General features: G+C 70.2%; 12 protein-coding genes, 1 tRNA gene and 1 other RNA gene. 11 read left to right on the top strand and 3 right to left on the bottom strand.

The features are described from left to right. Positions 1-169: 169 nt before the first annotated feature. Positions 170-257: transfer RNA gene (locus V5E28_RS23685), tRNA-Ser, on the bottom strand. A gap of 118 nt (positions 258-375) precedes the next feature. On the opposite strand from V5E28_RS23685, the gene ffs reads away from it, so the two are divergent. Both ffs and V5E28_RS23675 read left to right on the top strand, forming a co-directional pair. Beyond that, an RNA gene (gene ffs, locus V5E28_RS23680) (signal recognition particle sRNA small type) lies at positions 376-471 on the top strand. 30 nt (positions 472-501) lie between these two features. Next, positions 502-3141 (top strand): DNA polymerase III subunit gamma and tau, encoded by a 2640-nt coding sequence (locus V5E28_RS23675; protein ID WP_336209227.1) that lies wholly within the window; start codon positions 502-504, stop codon positions 3139-3141. 461 nt (positions 3142-3602) lie between these two features. Here V5E28_RS23675 and V5E28_RS23670 read toward each other — a convergent pair whose 3' ends face one another. Beyond that, entirely contained in the window at positions 3603-5033 is a 1431-nt protein-coding gene (locus tag V5E28_RS23670) for a helix-turn-helix domain-containing protein (RefSeq protein WP_336209226.1), read from the bottom strand. A 326-nt stretch (positions 5034-5359) separates the two neighbouring features. Between V5E28_RS23670 and V5E28_RS23665 the strand changes: the two genes are divergently transcribed. The 5 genes from V5E28_RS23665 to V5E28_RS23645 all read left to right on the top strand — a co-directional run bounded on the left by V5E28_RS23665 (position 5360) and on the right by V5E28_RS23645 (position 9251). Further along, entirely contained in the window at positions 5360-5710 is a 351-nt protein-coding gene (locus tag V5E28_RS23665) for a YbaB/EbfC family nucleoid-associated protein (RefSeq protein ID WP_336209225.1), read from the top strand. Positions 5711-5713: 3 nt separating this feature from the next. Beyond that, positions 5714-6313 carry a recombination mediator RecR gene (gene recR, locus V5E28_RS23660; protein WP_336209224.1) on the top strand — a complete coding sequence of 200 codons (600 nt, stop codon included), beginning with the start codon at positions 5714-5716 and terminating at the stop codon, positions 6311-6313. After that, complete coding sequence (locus V5E28_RS23655) at positions 6306-6836, top strand: DUF5063 domain-containing protein (RefSeq protein ID WP_336209223.1); 531 nt, start codon at positions 6306-6308, stop codon at positions 6834-6836. Before recR ends, V5E28_RS23655 begins: the two co-directional genes overlap by 8 nt. An 85-nt stretch (positions 6837-6921) precedes the next feature. Further along, complete coding sequence (locus V5E28_RS23650) at positions 6922-8196, top strand: aspartate kinase (RefSeq protein ID WP_336209222.1); 1275 nt, start codon at positions 6922-6924, stop codon at positions 8194-8196. Continuing rightward, positions 8193-9251 (top strand): aspartate-semialdehyde dehydrogenase, encoded by a 1059-nt coding sequence (locus V5E28_RS23645; RefSeq protein ID WP_336209221.1) that lies wholly within the window; start codon positions 8193-8195, stop codon positions 9249-9251. The genes V5E28_RS23650 and V5E28_RS23645 overlap by 4 nt, the downstream gene beginning before the upstream one ends. A 27-nt stretch (positions 9252-9278) precedes the next feature. Here V5E28_RS23645 and V5E28_RS23640 read toward each other — a convergent pair whose 3' ends face one another. Then, positions 9279-10058 (bottom strand): hypothetical protein, encoded by a 780-nt coding sequence (locus V5E28_RS23640; RefSeq protein ID WP_336209220.1) that lies wholly within the window; start codon positions 10056-10058, stop codon positions 9279-9281. 173 nt (positions 10059-10231) lie between these two features. Here V5E28_RS23640 and V5E28_RS23635 point away from each other — a divergent pair, with 173 nt between their 5' ends. The 4 genes from V5E28_RS23635 to V5E28_RS23620 are packed head-to-tail and all read left to right on the top strand — an operon-like array spanning position 10232 to position 13782. Further along, positions 10232-10900, top strand: coding sequence for a TetR/AcrR family transcriptional regulator (locus V5E28_RS23635; RefSeq protein ID WP_336209219.1), 669 nt, complete (start codon positions 10232-10234; stop codon positions 10898-10900). 53 nt (positions 10901-10953) lie between these two features. After that, positions 10954-11913 carry an LLM class F420-dependent oxidoreductase gene (locus tag V5E28_RS23630; RefSeq protein ID WP_336209218.1) on the top strand — a complete coding sequence of 320 codons (960 nt, stop codon included), beginning with the start codon at positions 10954-10956 and terminating at the stop codon, positions 11911-11913. A gap of 16 nt (positions 11914-11929) precedes the next feature. After that, a complete protein-coding gene (locus tag V5E28_RS23625; RefSeq protein ID WP_336209217.1) occupies positions 11930-13354 on the top strand; it encodes an amidase in 1425 nt (474 codons plus the stop codon). A 56-nt stretch (positions 13355-13410) separates the two neighbouring features. Continuing rightward, positions 13411-13782 (top strand): YkvA family protein, encoded by a 372-nt coding sequence (locus V5E28_RS23620; protein ID WP_336209216.1) that lies wholly within the window; start codon positions 13411-13413, stop codon positions 13780-13782. Positions 13783-13784: the final 2 nt, after the last annotated feature.

The raw sequence follows: 13784 nt of genomic DNA, 5'->3' as shown, positions 1-13784 counted from the left end.
CACCCCGGCGCGTGCGGCATGGCACGCCGGTACCAGCACGTCACCGACAGCATCCGGAACACAGTCGCCAAGCAGGTTGACGGCCTGCTCTGGGAGCCGGGTGAGGAGGCCAACTGAGACCGGAAAGCCAGATGGGGTGTGCCGTGATCACGGCACACCCCATCTGAACTGGCGGAGGATAGGAGATTTGAACTCCTGAAGGGTTGCCCCTTACACGCTTTCCAAGCGTGCGCCCTCGGCCACTAGGCGAATCCTCCGTCGACGAGCTTACCGGACTCGCGGGGGTGCGGAGACCATCATTTCGCCCGAGAACTTCGCGAAGATTCCCGCGAGGTTTCGCTGGAGCGAGCACTGCCGCGTCCCGCTAGACTGTGCAAGGACCCCTCGCGCGGCGTCATCCTGTGAACCTCCCCAGGGCCGGAAGGCAGCAAGGATAAGCGGGCTCTGGCGGGTGTGCGAGGGGTCTCTTCGTTGGGAGCCCCTCGCAGGCGGGATGGTCGCATGAGCCTTGCGCTTTACCGCAAGTACCGACCCGGGACCTTCGCGGAGGTCAAGGGTCAGGAGCACGTCACAGACCCGCTGCGGCAGGCACTGCGCACCGGCCGCATCAACCACGCCTACCTCTTCAGCGGCCCCCGCGGCTGTGGCAAGACCTCCAGCGCCCGCATCCTGGCCCGTTCCCTCAACTGTGAGCAGGGGCCCACCCCCGACCCGTGCGGCGAGTGCGAATCCTGCGTGGCGCTCGCCCCGACCGGGCCCGGCCACCTCGACGTGATCGAGATCGACGCCGCCTCCCACGGTGGCGTCGACGACGCGCGCGACCTTCGCGAGCGGGCCTTCTTCGCGCCCGTCTCCGCGCGCTACAAGATCTACATCATCGACGAGGCGCACATGGTGACCCGGGAGGGCTTCAACGCGCTGCTCAAGCTCGTCGAGGAGCCCCCGCCGCACCTGAAGTTCATCTTCGCGACGACCGAGCCCGAGAAGGTCATCGGCACCATCAAGTCGCGGACCCACCACTACCCGTTCCGGCTGATGCCGCCCGCGACGCTGCGCGCGTTGATGGAGGAGATCCTCACCTCCGAGAGCGTCCCGTTCGAGCCGCCCGCCCTGCCGCTCGTCGTCCGGGCCGGCGCCGGCTCCGCGCGTGACTCGCTGTCCATCCTCGACCAGCTCCTCGCCGGAGCCGACGATGAGGGCATCACCTACGCCAAGGCCGTCTCGCTGCTCGGCTACACCGACGGCGACCTGCTCGACGAGGTCGTGGCCGCCTTCGCCGCCCGCGACGGCGCCCAGGTCTTCAGCACCGTCAACCGGGTCATCGAAGGCGGACACGACCCGCGCCGCTTCGCCTCCGACCTCCTGGAGCGCTTCCGCGACCTGGTCATCCTCGCCAACGTCCCGGAGGCGGCCTCCAGCGGCCTGCTCGACCGCCCGGCCGACGAGCTGGAGCGCCTGGTCCAGCAGGCAGGGTCCATGGGGCCCGCCGAGCTCACCCGCGCCGCCGAGATCTTCAACGCCGGCCTCACCGAGATGCGCGGCGCCACCTCGCCGCGCCTCCTGCTGGAGCTCATGTGCGCCCGTGTCCTGCTCCCGGCGGCCTCGCAGGGCGAAGCCGCGCTGCTCACCCGCCTGGAGCGCCTCGAACGCGGCGGCGCCGTAGCCCACATGGCCGCCCGCTCAGCCTCCGGTACGCCTGCCGCCCCCGCCGCTCCCGTCGCGCCTTCCGCGCCGGCCGGTCCTGATGTGTCCGCCGCGCAGGCGGGTGCGGTCCCTCCGGTGTCCCACACATCTCCGCCGGGCACGGTCAGCACGCCGAGCGGCCAGGCACTCGACTCCGCCTCGGGAGACGGGCAGGCGGACGCCCAGGTACGGCGCCCGTCGGCTGACGACTGGCCAGAGGCCGCCCGCCCCGGCGCCCCGGCGCAGCCCGCCCCCCGGACCCCGGCGGCGGGCCCTGCCCAGCCTGCCCCCGCGGCGGGCGGGACGGCCACGATCCAGCAGCAGTGGCCCGCGGTCCTGGCCGCGCTCAAGCAGCGCAGCATCGTGGTCTGGGCGAACGTGAGCACCAACGCCCAGGTGGTGGGCGTCGAGGGCAATCTGGTCACGCTCGGCTTCACCCAGGTCGGCGCGATGAAGAACTTCACGGGCGGCGGCAAGGACGCCGTGGTGGCCAGCGCGCTGGGCGACGTGCTCGGCGGCACCTGGCGCGTCGAGGCGGTGGTGGGCGGCGGCTCTCCCGCGCAGCAGGCCTCACGTGGCCCCCAGCCCGGCCCTCACCCGGGCACGCCGTCAGGCCCCCATGCGGGCGGTCCCTCGGGCGGCCTGTCGGGCCCGCAATCAGGCGGGCCCGCGGGCCCGCATCCGGGCGGCCCGTCCGGCACGCACCCCGGCGGCCCTTCCGGCCCCCATTCCGGAGGTCCCGTACGTTCATCCCCGGACGGCTCGGCCGGCCGGGGCGCGGGCACGCCGCCGGACGCGCAGTCCGGCGTGTCGGGTGGCGCGGATTCGGGCGCGACCGTGCAAGGGGGAGCCCCGACGGGCCCCGACACAGGCTCACCAACGGGTGAGCACGCGGGTGCTTCAGTCGGGCCGGACTCCGGCCCAGAGGGCGCGGCCGCCCCGCAGACGCACCAGCAATCTGCCCCGCAGGCAGTCGCCGTCCGAACCGGTGACGCGCCGTCAACAGACGCACGTGGTACGGCGCGGAGCAGCACCGCTCCGGGCGACTCCGGCGATCCGGCCTCCGGTCCTTCATCACCGGTCGGCCATCAGACCACGGACGAATCCTGGCCGTCCGCACCCGACGATCCCGGCCCCGGCTCGCCTCCCCCGCCCGACCCGACCCAGGCGTCGCCCGGTGCGGGCAGGCCTGCCGGAGGTATGGCCGGCGCCGGACTGGCCGCCGCCCGTTCGGCCGCCAGGGCGGCAGCCCAGGCCGGCCCCCGAGTCCAGGGCACCCGCAGGGCCGGCGGCTCCCCGGCCTGGCCGGACGCCGTGCCCGGCCGTGGCAAGCCCGCGGACGCGGACGACGTCGACCCGCTCAACGACGCGGACGCGGACGTCGACGCGCTGTCGGGCATGGCCCTCCTCCAACGCGAACTGGGCGCTCAGGTCATCGGCGAAATCGACCACACCTGACACCCTCCACCACCGGCGCACCTGGTCCCTCCGCTCACGCGGCCTCTCCGCTCACGCGGCCCCTCTGGCCACGCGGTCCCCGGTTAGGCGACCCCTCTTGGTCAGGCGGCCCCTTTGGTTAGGTGCCCAGCTGGTCTCTATGGCGTGCCTGGTCACAGGGCCCATCCAGTCACACGACTTTGACTGGGAACGCACACTGCCCGCTGCCCGCCGCGAACGGATCGTTCCTCCGGTGGCCACAAGCCATGAGTGGACTCGCAAGCGGATATATCCCCCGAGGTGTGAACGGTCGGAGATGTCAGCCTGCGCGGACGTGGGACGAACTCGCGTGAGTGGACGGGCGCGTCAAAGTGTCGGCTCGCGTGGGGTGGGCGGGAGCGGGAGGGGCGGTTCGCGTGGAGGCGGGCGTGGGTCGTGGCGGCTCGGGGAGGGCTTGCGTGGGGTGGGCGGGAGCGGGTGGGTCAGCTCGCGTGGAGGCGGGCGTGGGCGGCGGCGGCTCGGGGGTCGGCCGCTGGCAGGGCGCGGATGATGCGTTCCAGAACCTGGAAGTCGTCGCGGCCGTTGGCTGTCTGGACGTAGGCCCAGAGGTCCTGCGGGGAGCCGCGCTGGAGGAGGCAGGTGCGGATCTGGACCTCGAGCTCGTCCCGTTCGCGGCGGATCTCGGGAGATTCGGAGCGCGGCAGGAGGGGACCGGGGTAGGCGCGGACCAGGGAGGCTGGGTCGTTGGCCGACAGGAGGCGGCGCAGGTCCAGGAAGTCCGCCTCGACGGGGGAGGCCAGGTGGTAGGGCTTGGCGTCGATGGTGGCGCCGAGCTGGGCGCGCAGGCGATGGATCTCGGCTCTGATGGTGACCGGGTTGCCGGCGTCGCCGTACAGGTGGAAGGAGAGTTGCTCGGCCGTCAGGCCGCGCGGGTGGAGGGCGAGCAGGGCGAGGATCTCGGCGTGGCGGAGTGAGAGCGGGAGTGTGCGACCGCTGACGGAGGCGGTCGGCGGGCCGTCGCCGAGAAGGGTGAGGGTGAGCGTGGGGGGTGTGGCGGTGGGGGCGGCACGCAGGAGGAAGCCGTCCGAGAAAGGCTCCAGGAGCGCCACGCGGCCGTCGCGGAGGATCATGCGCTCGCCGGCGAGGGGGAGCTCGATCCGGTCGCCCAGCTCGCCCACGGGGTCGCCCGCGATGACGCGGCCGGTGGCGGAGAGCAGGACGGCGGAGCGGGAGCGCAGCGACTCGTAGCGACGCCGGAGGACCTGGTCGCGCTCGTGCATGCGCAGGGTGAGCTGGGTTTCGGCGAGCCTGGCGGTGGCGCCCACCAGAGCGACCGTGGCCGGGTGGAGGCTTCGGGAGGTGCCGCTGACGTCGAGGCAGCCGAGGATGCGGCCGGTCTCGGGGTCGGTGATCGGGGCGGCGCTGCACGACCAGACGTGCAGGACGCGCATCAGGTGCTCCTCGGAGTAGACATGCACCGGCCGCTGGATGGCGAGGGCGGTGCCGATGCCGTTGGTGCCGACGGAGTCCTCGGCCCAGCGGTGCCCGTCGGCGAGGCCCACGGTGTCCGCACGGCGCAGGGTGGTGGAGTGGCCGACGCGCCACAGGATCCTCCCCTCGTCGTCCGTCACGATCATGATGTGCTCGCTCTCGTCCGCCATCTGCTGGAGCGTCTGGGTGAAGAGCGGGAGCATGGGCGCGAGCGGGTGAGAGGCGCGGGCCTGGTCGAGACGGGCGGAGCTGTAGGCGAGGGGGGCGGCCGTCGCCTCCGGATTGATGCCGGCGTTCAGAGAGCGCAGCCACGATGCGCTGATCAGGCGACGTGGCCCGGCGGACACCGGCTTGTCGGGCGTCACCGTCTCGTGTGCCGCGCGCAGGCGACGGGAGTATGCGTCAAGGTGAGCGTAACTCATCGGCCACTCCAAGTAATCAACGCCTATGGCGAGCATCCGTGTTGCAGGGCCACCAGCGCAACCCGTTCGGGGGATTGCTTAGGGTGATTGAATGAACGCAACCTGTGTGCAACGTTCGCGGGACTAGCGTTCCTGTGCAACGCGTCGGCGTGGTGCGGCCGCTCCGGTCGACGTGATGGCCGGGTCTCGGGCACTGGAGGGGGGCCGGGACCCGGCCAAACAGGGGAGCCGACGCGAAACACCTGTATGCCCCCAGTACATGACGAGGCTCAAACACCGTAGGCTCGTGGCAGTCAAGAACGCGGAGCCACGAGGAGCGCACGACGGTGAACCCAGGGGATGTCAACCTGCAGCAGCTGCTGGAGCAGGCACAGCTCATGCAGCAGCAGCTTGTGAGCGCCCAGCAGGAGCTCAACGACGCGCAGATCGAGGGCTCGGCCGGCGGCGGCCTGGTCACGGCCGTCGTCAACGGCTCAGGCGAGCTGCTCGAACTGAAGATCAACCCGAGCGTCATCGACGCCGACGACCCGCAGGACACGGCCGACACGATCGCCGATCTGGTGATCGCCGCCGTGCGCGACGCCGTCAGGGCGGCGGCCGACCTGCAGCAGGAGAAGCTCGGCCCGCTGGCCCAGGGCCTGGGTGGCGGCGGTCTCGGTCAGTTGCCAGGGTTCTAGACGATGTACGAAGGGGTCGTCCAGAATCTGATCGACGAGCTGGGCATGCTGCCCGGCGTCGGTCCCAAGAGCGCGCAGCGGATCGCGTTCCACCTGCTGGCGGCCGATCCCGCCGACGTCAAGCGGCTGGCGCACGCGCTGCTGGAGGTCAAGGAGAAGGTCCGGTTCTGCCGCACCTGCGGAAACGTGGCCTCCGAGGAGGAGTGCCGCATCTGCCGCGACCCGCGCCGCGACACACACGTGATCTGCGTGGTCGAGGAGCCCAAGGACGTCGTCGCGATCGAGAAGACGCGCGAGTTCCGCGGCACCTATCACGTGCTCGGCGGCGCGATCAGCCCGATCGACGGCGTCGGCCCCGACGACCTGCGCATCCGTGAGCTCATGACCAGGCTGGCCGACGGCCGGATCACGGAGCTCATCCTCGCCACGGACCCCAACCTGGAGGGGGAGGCGACGGCTACCTACCTTGCCCGTCTGGTCAAACCGATGGGCATGAAAGTGACACGACTGGCCAGCGGTCTGCCTGTGGGCGGTGATCTCGAGTACGCCGACGAGGTGACCTTGGGCCGCGCGTTCGAAGGACGGAGGCTCCTGGATGTCTGACGAGTGGAGCGCCCTGGCGGAAGAGATCGCCGGACACGCGCAGAACTATGTGGACGGCCTGGCGAGGGTCGCCGGCGGCGAGGGCGGCGACGCCATCTGGTCGCTGCTCCTGGTCGAGGTCGCCCAGGTGAGCCTGGCGGGAGCCAAGCTCGGCGCCAACCAGGACGTGATCCTTTCAGGCAACTACGAGCCCCCGCTGAGCGAGGACCCCGACATCGACGGGGTGCGCACGGCGCTGGGAGAGCTGCTGGAGGCGGTGGACGACTACGCCGAGGTGTTCGACCCGTACAAGGACACCTCCGTCACCCCCTACCGGCTCTCCGACGACCTGACCGCGGTGGCCGCCGACCTCATCCACGGGCTGCGCCACTATCAGGCGGGCCGGCCGCACGAGGCGCTGTGGTGGTGGCAGTACTCGTACTTCAACACCTGGGGCAACCACGCGGGCGCGGCCATGCGCGCGCTGCAGGCCCTCGCCGCGCACTCGCGTCTTGACGTGGCGGAGGAGGCCACCACCGCGTAGGCGTGTCCACATAGTGGTTGAGGCATCAGTGGCATGAGACGCCCCAAGTAGACTGGCACTTCACAGTCCAGACCGGGAGACTCTCGTGGCCCTCGTTGTGCAAAAGTACGGTGGTTCGTCCGTTGCCGACGCGTCCTGCATCAAGCGGGTCGCGCAGCGCATCGTCGCGACGAAAAAAGCCGGCAACAACGTGGTCGTCATCGTCTCCGCCATGGGTGACACCACCGACGAGCTGCTCGACCTGGCCGAGCAGGTGTCGCCGCTGCCTCCGGGCCGCGAGCTCGACATGCTGCTGACCTCCGGGGAGCGCATCTCGATGGCGCTGCTGGCCATGGCGATCGCCAACCTGGGGCACGAGGCACGTTCGTTCACGGGCTCGCAGGCGGGTGTGATCACCGACTCGACGCACGGCAAGGCGCGCATCATCGACGTGACGCCGAGCCGCATCCAGGAGGCGATCGACCAGGGCCACATCGCGATCGTGGCCGGCTTCCAGGGCGTCTCGCAGGACACCAAGGACATCACCACGCTGGGCCGTGGCGGCTCCGACACCACCGCGGTCGCGCTGGCGGCGGCGCTGGAGGCGGATGTCTGCGAGATCTACACCGACGTGGACGGCATCTTCACCGCGGACCCGCGCATCGTGCCCGCCGCCCGCCAGATCCCCAAGATCTCCTACGACGAGATGATGGAGATGGCGGCCTGCGGCGCGAAGATTCTGCACCTGCGGTGCGTCGAGTATGCTCGCCGCTTCCACCTGCCGATTCACGTACGAAGCTCTTTCAGCAACAGGGAAGGCACGTGGGTCGTCTCCGACCCTTACACCGAAGGAACCGAGATGGAGCAGCCGATCATCTCCGGCGTCGCGCACGACCGGAGCGAGGCCAAGATCACTGTTGTCGGCGTGCCCGACAAGGTCGGTGAGGCTGCCGCGATCTTCAAAACTCTGGCCGACGCCGGGGTCAACATCGACATGATCGTGCAGAACGTCTCGGCTGCGGCGACGGGCCGCACCGACATCTCCTTCACGCTGCCGACGGCCGACAGCTCGACCGCGCTGACGGCGCTGAAGAAGATCCAGGGTGACATCGCCTACGAGTCGCTGCTCTTCGACGACCAGATCGGGAAGGTGTCGCTGATCGGCGCGGGCATGCGCTCGCACCCCGGCGTCACGGCGACGTTCTTCGCGGCCCTCGCCGACGTGGGGGTCAACATCGAGATGATCTCCACGTCGGAGATCCGCATCTCCGTGATCGTCGAGCAGGACGGTGTCGACGCGGCCGTGGCCGCCGCTCACCGCGCCTTCGATCTCGAAGCCGACCAGGTCGAAGCCGTTGTGTATGGAGGTTCTGGACGATGAGCAGGCCGAATCTTGCCCTGATCGGGGCCACCGGTGCCGTCGGCACCGTCATGCGGGACATCGTCTCGACGCGTGAGGACATCTGGGGCGAGGTGCGCCTGGTCGCCTCGCCGCGTTCGGCGGGCAAGGTGCTGAAGGTCCGCGGCGAGGACGTCGTGGTGCAGGCACTGGCGCCGGAGGTTTTCGACGGCATCGACATCGCCATCTTCGACGTGCCCGACGAGGTGTCGGCCGTGTGGGTGCCGATCGCGGCCGAGCGCGGCGCCATCGCGATCGACAAGTCCGGCACGTTCCGGATGGAGCCCGACGTCCCGCTGGTGGTGCCGGAGGTCAACCCGCTGGACGCCCGCGAGCGTCCCCGCAACATCATCTCCACGCCCAACTGCACCACGCTGTCGATGATGGCGGCCATGGGCGCGCTGCACGCCGAGTATGTGCTCACCGAGCTCGTCGTCGCCTCCTACCAGGCGGTGTCGGGCGCGGGTGTGGCGGGCTCGGCCAGGCTGTATGACGAGGTCGAGGCGCTGGCCGGCGACCGTTCGATCGGCCAGGTGGCGGGCGACGTGCGTAAGTTGCTGGCCAACAAGCTGCCGGCCGAGTCGCCGTTCCCGGCGCCCGTCGCGTTCAACGTGGTGCCGTGGGCGGGCTCCTACAAGGACGGCGGCTGGGCTTCCGAGGAGCTCAAGCTCCGCAACGAGTCCCGTAAGATCCTCGGCATTCCCGACCTCAAGGTCTCGGCGACCTGTGTCCGGGTGCCGGTGATCACCACGCACTCGCTGGCGGTGCACGCGCGGTTCGAGCGTGAGGTCACGGTGGCCGAGGCGCACCGGGTGCTGGAGGCGGCGCCGACGGTGGTCCTGATGGACGACCCGGCCAACGGGGTCTTCCCGACTCCTGCCGACGTGGTGGGCACCGACCCGACCTATGTGGGTCGCGTGCGCCAGGCGGTCGACTTCCCCAACACGCTGGACCTGTTCGTGTGCGGCGACAACCTGCGCAAGGGGGCCGCCCTGAACGCGGCCGAGATCGCCGAGTTGGTCGCCTCGGAGTTCTGACCTGAGCCGGGGTCGGAGCGGGCCCTGTCACTTGAACAGGATGTCCCAGTGGTCGCTCTCGTCGGCGAAGACCGTGCCTGCCGAGGAGCGGTACAACGCGGCGCCGTCGCTCCGTACCCCGGTTCTGTCATGGTTCTTGGTTATATAGCGGTCGATGCACTGGTTGTGTGAGATGTCGATCTTGTAGCCCGCGCCGTGGCTGAACCGGCCTGGCGCGTGGCCCGCTTCGGTGCCGCCGGTGACCGTGACCGGGCACTGGCTGCGGTGCTTGAGGTCGACGAGTCCGGCGACGGTCGACGTCCGGACCGAGTCCAGCGACGTGCAGTTGTGCAGCCGCCTGTTGGTGCAGTTGCCTGTCGACTGCCAGCGCAGGCCCGCACCTTTGATCCAGTTGGCGGCACGGGTGTGCGACAGGTGCACTGTCGCGTGCCTGGGCAGGGCGCGGCGCAGGTCCACCAGCGGCTGTCGGGCCTGTCTGGCGGCTCGTGGCCGCGCCGACTGTTTCCAGCGAGACTTGGCCCGTTCGCCCTCGCCTGCGCGCGCTTCGGGGAGCTGCGCGTGGCGGATCTCGACCGGCCGCTCGCGGGTCTCGGCGCCAAAGGCCTCTTTCAGGCTTGTCGCGGCCTCTGTGAGTGCGGCGTACAAGCGGGGAGCCTTGTACGACGCGCCGAGGTGATAGACGCGGACGATCGGGGCCGGCGCTTCGCGTGGCTCCTCGTCCGGCGTGAAGGTAGCGGCGGAGGCCGCTGACGCCAGCGCGATTATGGAGATTTGGAGAGCAAAGATCGCGACCACGAGGAGCCGCACTGTCCTACGTATCCACATGTCGGTGCCTTTTCGCGGAATAGCCCTCCCGCTGAAATCATCAATCCCACCGTTCACACCGGATGACCCCTGTCACACCAGGATCTTTGCCGTGTGACGCCGATCATCGTGCGCCTTCATGACCTAACCCGGCATTAAGACGTAAAGTGACGAACGTGTCCGAAGCCCGAAACCGTGGATCGGAGAGCACCCGAGAGGTCATCGTCGAGACGGCCTTGCGACTGTTCCGGGAGCGCGGCTTCGAGGCGACGACGATGCGAGCCATCGCCGCCGAGGCCGGAGTGTCAGTGGGTAACGCCTACTACTACTTCGAGGGCAAGGAGGCGTTGATCCAGGCCTACTACGACCGTGCTCAGAGCGAGCACGAGCAGGCCTGCCAGGAGTTGCTGGCCACCGAGTTCACGCTGGCCGCCCGCCTGAGTGGCGTGCTGCGCGAGTGGGTACGGGTTTCCGAGCCGTACCACGAGTTCGCGGTCAAGTTCTACAAGCACGCGGCCGAGCCGACGAACCCGCTGAGCCCCTTCAGCGAGCAGTCCTCGCCGGCCCGCGAGGCCTCCATCGCGATCTACCGGCAGGTGGTCGACGGGGCACGTGACCGGATGAACGCCGAGTTGCGCGAGGAGCTGCCGGAGCTGCTCTGGTTGCTGTCCATGGGCATGGTGCTGTTCTGGGTGCACGACACCTCGCCGGGATGCGCGCGCACGTACCGGCTGATCGAGGTCACGGTGCCGCTGGTGGACCGGCTGGTGAGCCTGTCGCACCTGCCGGGACTGCGGGGGATCACCAAGGACTTCGTCGCGGCGGTACACGAGCTCAGGGCGTAGTCCGTACGACAGACCGGTTGGTATGGTCGGATCACACCGAGCTGGAGGCCGCGATGACCCAGAACTGGGGTATGACGATCCCCTTCTACGACCGTTCGCTCGCCCAATCGCAGGAGTTGATCGCCGAGCTGCCCGGGCTCGGCTACACAGACGTGTGGTCAGCCGAGGTCAACGGTGTGGACGGGTTCGTGCCGCTGGCCATGGCCTCGCAGTGGGCCCCCGGCGTCAGGCTCGGCAGTGCCATCGTGCCCGTGTCCACACGCGGTCCGGGGCTGCTGGCGATGTCCGCCGCGACCCTGGCGGATCTCGCGCCCGAGAGGTTCGTGCTCGGCATCGGCTCGTCCTCCCCGGCGATCGTGGAGCGCTGGAACGCCGTCGAGTTCGTCAAGCCGTACGCGCGCACCCGGGACACGCTCCGCTTCCTGAGGAAGGCGCTGGCGGGCGAGAAGGTGTCGGAGAAGTACGAGACCTTCGAGATCAAGGGCTTCAAGCTGGAACGCGCGCCGAAGCTCCCGCCCAAGATCGTGCTGGCCGCGCTCCGGCCGCGCATGCTCCACCTGGCCGCCGAGGAGGCCGACGGCGCGATCACCAACTGGCTCTCGCCCGACGACGTGCGCAAGGTGCGAGCCGAGGTCGGGCCGGACACCGAGCTGATCGCCCGGCTGTTCGTCTGCGTGAGCGAGGACGCGGACAAGGTCCGCGAGCTGGCCAGGTGGATGCTGGCGAGCTACCTCACCGTGCCCGCCTACGCCGCCTTCCACGACTGGCTGGGCCGTGCCGAGGTCCTGCGGCCCCTGCACGAGGCGTGGGCGGCAGGCGACCGCAAGGCGGCGCTCAAGGCCATCCCCGACGAGGTGGTCGACGCCCTGGTGGTGCACGGCGACGCGGCGACCTGCCGGGCCAGGATCCAGGAGTACGTCGACAACGGCCTCGACACGCCGGTGCTCGCTCCCATCCCCGGCGGAGAAGTGCCGATCACCCAGGCCGTGCGTGACCTGGCTCCGAAGGCCTGACACCAGAGGAGGGCGCATGGACGACGTGCTGGCACTGGACGCGACAGGGCGGGCCCGAACCGTCAGGGAGGGCCAGGTCTCCCCGCGCGAGCTCGTCGAGGCGGCCATCGCCAGGATCGAGGCGTGCGACGGCGAGCTGAACGCCGTGGTGCACCGCAGGTTCGGGCGGGCGCTGGCCGAGCTCGACGCGATCCCTTCGGAGGCGCCCTTCCGTGGCGTGCCGATCCTGCTGAAGGACCTGGGCTGGCGGCAGGCAGGCGAGCCCTACAACGCGGGCTCGCGGGTCTACGACGGCCTGCCGGTCGAGGAGGACGGGCACGGCGTGGTCAGGCTCAGGCAGGCCGGGTTCGTGGTCCTCGGCCGGACCAACACCCCTGAGTTCGGCAGCACGATCACCACCGAGCCCGTCGCCTTCGGACCCACCCGCAACCCGTACCGGCCCGGGCACTCCGCGGGCGGGTCGAGCGGCGGCTCGGCGGCGGCGGTCGCGGCCGGGATGGTGGCGCTGGCCACGGCCAGCGACGGCGGCGGGTCGATCCGCATCCCGGCATCCTTCTGCGGCCTGGTGGGACTGAAACCGACACGTGGGCGCAGCAGCTTCGCGCCGACGCAGGGCGAGGGGTGGAACGGCTTCTCGTGCCCGGGGTTCGTCACCAGGACCGTGCGCGACACCGCGGCGGCCCTCGATCTGATCTCCGGTTACGTGCTCGGCGACCCCTACGACGCTCCCGCCCTGCCACGCCCGCTCGCGGAGGAGGTGGGCGCGGATCCTGGACGGTTGCGGGTCGGCTTCGTCACCGAGCACCCGCGAGGTGACGTGCCCGAGGACCCCGAGCTGACCGAGGCCGTGACCAGGGTGGCGACGCTGCTGGAGACGCTCGGCCACCACGTGGCCCCCGGCGGTCCCGAGGCGCTCGGCGACCCGGACTTCCCCGCGCGGTTCGGCGCCATCGTCAGCGACAACCTGGCCGCGCAGGTCGAGAGCCTCGGCGCGACCAGGGGCAGGCTCGTCGAGCTGGAGGAGCTGGAGCCGCGCAACGCCGCCATGGTGAACTCGGCGCGCATGCGCAGCGCCGCCGACCACCTCCTGGCCGCGCAGTGGATCGACGGCTTCCGCAGGCGGATGGCGGCCTGGTGGAGCGCGGGCAACGACCTGCTGCTCATGCCCTCGGCCGGAGTGCGGCCCTTCGCGCTGGGCTGGATCCCGCCCGAGGACCTCAGCCTCGGCTTCGGCAGGACGGCGCAGGCCGTCGCCTACACCGCGCCGGTCAACGCCACCGGCCAGCCGGCCGTCTCACTGCCGCTGCACATGACGTCCGACGGGCTGCCGGTGGGAGTGCAGCTCGTGGCCGCGGCAGGAAGGGAGGACCTGCTGATCCGAGTTGCGGCACAGATCGAGGCGGCCGCGCCGTTCGAGCACGCGGCCATGCGTGATCGTTAGGAACCAATCTCCCTGGGTAACACGTTATGTCGTGATAGCCGGGTAGGGGAGATCACATGATGGCGAAACCAGCACGGGCGGCGGCGGCATGGCGCACGTACCGAGAGGTGACCAAGCCTGGCACGCCGGGCTTGATGACCAGGGTGCGGGCGATCCCGCGCATGATCGGCGCGGTGATGCGCGGCCGCTACGCGGGTATGGGCAAGGGCAAGCTGGGCATGATGGCGCTCGGCGTCGTCTACATGATCTCTCCGATCGACGTCATCCCCGAGTTCTTCCTCGTGATCGGGGTCGCTGACGACTTCGGTGTGTTCCTCTGGCTGATGGCGTCGCTGCTCGGCGAGAGCGGCCGCTACGTCGACTGGGAGCGCAAGGTCATCACCGGCAGGGTCGAAGGATCGGCCCGGCCGGCGCCGCAGGAAGGCTAGAT

The organism is Nonomuraea sp. LPB2021202275-12-8, from assembly GCF_037044575.1.
Classification (GTDB): domain Bacteria; phylum Actinomycetota; class Actinomycetes; order Streptosporangiales; family Streptosporangiaceae; genus Nonomuraea.
The sequence above is the reverse complement of the archived record's forward strand: the minus strand, read 5'-3'. Positions and strand labels throughout refer to the sequence as shown.